This is a genomic window from Sporosarcina sp. P3 (assembly GCF_002743415.1).
In the GTDB taxonomy this organism is placed as follows: domain Bacteria; phylum Bacillota; class Bacilli; order Bacillales_A; family Planococcaceae; genus Sporosarcina; species Sporosarcina ureae_A.
Genome location: NZ_PDZE01000027.1, coordinates 1 through 4,179, shown reverse-complemented (window position 1 = coordinate 4,179; position 4,179 = coordinate 1). Strand labels below are relative to the sequence as shown.

4 protein-coding genes are annotated in these 4,179 nt (G+C 37.5%); all 4 read right to left on the bottom strand.

Going from position 1 to position 4,179, the window contains the following annotated elements:
- Nucleotides 1-415: 415 nt before the first annotated feature.
- Nucleotides 416-1,546: an acyl-CoA dehydrogenase family protein gene (locus CSV61_RS16350; protein ID WP_099640087.1), complete on the bottom strand. Its 1,131-nt coding sequence runs from the start codon at nt 1,544-1,546 to the stop codon at nt 416-418.
- Between the two features lie 503 nt (nt 1,547-2,049).
- Nucleotides 2,050-2,439: a VOC family protein gene (locus tag CSV61_RS16345; RefSeq protein ID WP_099640086.1), complete on the bottom strand. Its 390-nt coding sequence runs from the start codon at nt 2,437-2,439 to the stop codon at nt 2,050-2,052.
- A 129-nt stretch (nt 2,440-2,568) separates the two neighbouring features.
- Nucleotides 2,569-3,594, bottom strand: coding sequence for an NAD(P)/FAD-dependent oxidoreductase (locus CSV61_RS16340; RefSeq protein ID WP_099640085.1), 1,026 nt, complete (start codon nt 3,592-3,594; stop codon nt 2,569-2,571).
- A 131-nt stretch (nt 3,595-3,725) separates the two neighbouring features.
- Complete coding sequence (locus CSV61_RS16335) at nt 3,726-3,983, bottom strand: ferredoxin (protein WP_099640084.1); 258 nt, start codon at nt 3,981-3,983, stop codon at nt 3,726-3,728.
- Nucleotides 3,984-4,179: the final 196 nt, after the last annotated feature.

The window sequence follows — 4,179 nt, the reverse complement described above, 5'->3', positions numbered from 1 at the left end:
CACGCGTTGTGGCTTGCCGTCACTTACCAGCTCCTCTGTTTGAAGTGCTGGTATCCAATATCTCCGAAACACGTCACCCATCGGTGTTCCTGCATCTGTTTGAGTTAGTAACTGGTTATCTTCTGGTGTTAACATCGTATTTCCCCCTAAATTTTTATTTTTAGTTTCTCTGAAACAATATTCTGTTATCAAATGGATACTGTTCAAGAATGACTATCGAAGAATGCATATTTTTGCCCCTAAAAATGATAGCGTTTTCATTTGAAACTATTTGTTAATTAGTATTTATAGCGTTGAATCATTTAGATTTACAACATGCTCGTCACTCTTACTTTTGTATATCTCTGGATGGTATCCGCTTAGTTGTTTAAAAACACTAATATATAGGATACTTATAATATATTAATTACTCTAATCAAATAAAGCCTTTCATAGGTGGTACGCCTAAGTGGATTGACCCTGCCCCATCGTACATGCTTTCGTTCAGGAACGCGTGCTGAGTGACGACCATCGCATCGCGAAGGTATCGTTGCAACGGATGCCCGTCGTAAATAGCTGAAGTACCTGCAAGCAAATAAGCTGATTGAACAGCGCTTGCACCTTCGCGTGCAGCATGGGCGGCTGCCAAACGTAGCGTGCTTGTTTGGTCTGCGGAAACACCCTCCCCTTTAAGAATTGATTCCCAAGCAGATTCGGTGGCTTCGTAGAAAAATGCGCGTGCTGATCTTAGCCTAGCTTCTGCTTTGGCAACTGACATTCGAACATATGCCCTATCCGCCATTTTCGGTGCACCCGTAATACCAGAGCGACCCGCCATCAGAGTAATTTCATCAAGTGCAGCTCGTGCTACGCCAAGATTAACCACAGCTAATACTTGTGCCGCGTAGGCAATAGATGGGAATTGTGAGATCGGCTCTGCAATAGTCGGAGTCCCACCTCGAACGAATGTCCATTCATCTGGAACAAAGACATCTTTCACGCGCAAATCATGACTTCCAGTTCCACGCATTCCGATCACTTCCCAGTTCTCAATGATGTCAACATCTTCTGGCTTTAGTACAGCTGTGAGTGGTTTACCGCCTTCCCCAGTTCCTATACCAACACCAAGAATGTCAGCCCCTTTACATCCACTAGCAAACTTCCAAAGACCGTTAACAACCCATCCACCATTCACTCTCTTTGCTGGCTGAACCGGAAATAAACCACCTGCAAACGCAACGTTTGGACCATTTGCATAAAGTTTAACAAGTGTCTCTTTTGGTAAAGCTGCAAGATAGACTGCCGCAGAACCAAAGCTTGCTACCCAACCAGCCGAACCATCCGCTTCGGAAATACTTTCAATCAATTTAAGGAACTCCATTGGTGAGCTCCCATCTCCATTAAAACACTGCGGTGAATGCGCACTATAAACGCCTAATTTTTTTAGTTGAGCTATCATATCCTTAGGTACGTGTCTCTTTTGTTCAAATTCTCCACGCCGAGCACGAATTTCGGTCAAAACTTGATCTAGCTGATTTTGTTTTTGATCTTTTATTTGAATTGTCATAACTAAATTCCTCCTCCTTACTAATTTGTTTCACATTATAACGCTCAAATTTCATTGGTAATAATAAAGGCTATTAATCTACTCGTGATATACCAACAACTAATTTATCCAATTGATAAAAATGTGTTGCACTTAAAGCTTACACATCATTTTAGATTAATAATTTTATCTATTTTTCATATTAAAGCATTCGCAATATTTAAACTACTGCTCATTAGGCTCAAAAGAATCGAAAATTCTGTACTATTAGTACACAAATGACAGAAGAACTAAAAAGCATCTGAGACCATAGAGTAATAACTTGCACCACCATTACTGGTACTAGTAATCACTACTGAGATTCCAGACACTCTTATGCCAAATGTTTATTTATACTTCAACTACGTGCAACTAATTGGTTAGGTAAGTTAAACCTTTTTCATTATATACTTCACAACTTACCAAACCTCTAATTAAATATATATCAAACTGTGTTTACAAAGATCGGCATGCACTACCTTTACTTAAGCATTTATTCGCTCCACCAATTGTAAAAGTTCATCGTTCGGACCATAAAATAAAATCATACGCCCTCCTTCAAGTGTTGGTTGGGGAACACTTGATATAAAATCAATCCCTTTATTTTTAAAGTATTGAATAGATTGATTGATATCTTTTACTGTAAAGGCAAGATGATTTACAATTCCACTTCTTGTATATTCACCTATTGGTTCAATATCTCTAATTAATTCAATCTCGGTATCGGGTTGTGTTCCTAAATATAAAAATGCCATTTCTCGATTGGCGTTTTTACCCCTTAAACGTACTTTAAAACCAAATACTTCCGAATAAAATAAAATGGATTTCTCCATATCTTTTACAATAATTGCTATATGTTCAACTTTAGTAATCATTACAATTCTCTCCTTTGATTATATTGGTTAATGAATATCCGCTAGAAACACTTGACTAGTAAATATTTCGCAAAAAAAATTAATCAAAATCGAGATAAACCTCGTTTCGATTAATTTTTTTCACTACAATTAAAGTGTAACGGAAACTATTTTATCTTCACTCTCTCCCATAACACTCGTGCTATGTGGGGCTTGAACTTTCGAACTGGGATCGATATATACCTTTGCATTACCAACTGCTGTAGGTGCTTCTCCAAAACCAGTAGCGATAAGCTTCACTTTGCCCTCATATGTACAAATATCTCCGGCAGCATAAATTCCAGCAATATTTGTCTCCATTTTTGAATTAACCACTATACTGTTTTTCTCAATTTCAAGCCCCCAATTCTTTATTGAACCTAGCGATGAGATAAATCCATAATTTACGATTACATCATCGACTTCGACGCTTTGTGTACCTTCACCTTTTACATGCTCGAGTACGACAGATTCAATCTCGTCCTCACCAATAAAATCTAGTGGTACATAAGGAGTCATAACTTTAACTTGAGAGTTCTTTAACAATTCCACACTGTGTTCATGCGCACGGAATTTATCGCGTCTATGTGTAAGTGTCACCTCTTTTGCTATCGGTTCAAGCATGAGTGCCCAATCAACGGCTGAATCCCCACCTCCAAATAGCTGAACCTTTTTTCCAGCAAATTTCTGCATATCACTTACAAAGTAATGCAGATTTTTCCCTTCGTATTTGTCCGCTGTTTCCAACCCAAGTTTCCTGGGATTAAATGCACCATTTCCTGCTGTAATAATAATTGTCTTCGAAAAATGATCTGTACTATTTGTTGTGATCTTAAATACTCCATCAGGTTGCTTTACTAGTTTTTCAACTGCTTCATTTAGAGCTATTACCGGATTGAAATGACTCATTTGCTCCGTTAAATTATCAACTAATTTTTGGCCAGTAATTTTAGGGAAACCTGCTACGTCGTAAATATACTTTTCAGGATATAGAGCAGAAAGTTGGCCGCCTAGCTGCGGCAAACTTTCAATAATTTTCACTCGCGCCTGACGAAGTCCAGCGTAAAATGCCGTAAATAACCCAACTGGTCCTCCGCCAATTATCGTAATATCGAAAACTTCGTCTTCTGTGTACATTTTAACTACCCCATTCACTATTTTCTTTCTATATGCATAAAATTATTATAGTTTTATCAATTACACCTACTTTTGAAATTGATAAAACTTAATAGCAATCATTAATTTTCAGCATGTATAAATACGCAATATTACATAGCTTCTTCATACTTTACTGGATTTCCATGGAATGGATTATCTGAAACTTTGATTGATTCACTTGGACAACCTTCATATGCATCCTCTAAATCATCAAATAGATCTTCTGGAACTTCTACTATCCCTTCATTCTGATCAAGAGTTACATAGGATATGCCATCGTCAGTATGATCATATATATCGGGTGCGACACCACTACAAGCACCGCAAGCAATGCATGTTTCTTGATCAACAATCGTATACTTTGTCATTGTTTCTCACTCCTTAACCACAGAATTAACTAATATAATGTTCTTCTTATTTGTTCATGTTTTAGCATTACTGTTCTACTACTTGTTTTTTCTTTTCAAACTGCTCTTTTAATGGAAATGCTTCCTGCCACTTTTTCGCATTATCATCATAAAGCCCTTCACTATACAACGTTTTTAGTGATTTGTTTTCCAATGA

Coding starts and splice junctions, on each gene's coding strand:
- CSV61_RS16350 (WP_099640087.1), bottom strand. CDS start 1,546: ATGACAATTCAAATAAAAGATCAAAAACAAAATCAGCTAGATCAAGTT.
- CSV61_RS16345 (WP_099640086.1), bottom strand. CDS start 2,439: ATGATTACTAAAGTTGAACATATAGCAATTATTGTAAAAGATATGGAG.
- CSV61_RS16340 (WP_099640085.1), bottom strand. CDS start 3,594: ATGTACACAGAAGACGAAGTTTTCGATATTACGATAATTGGCGGAGGA.
- CSV61_RS16335 (WP_099640084.1), bottom strand. CDS start 3,983: ATGACAAAGTATACGATTGTTGATCAAGAAACATGCATTGCTTGCGGT.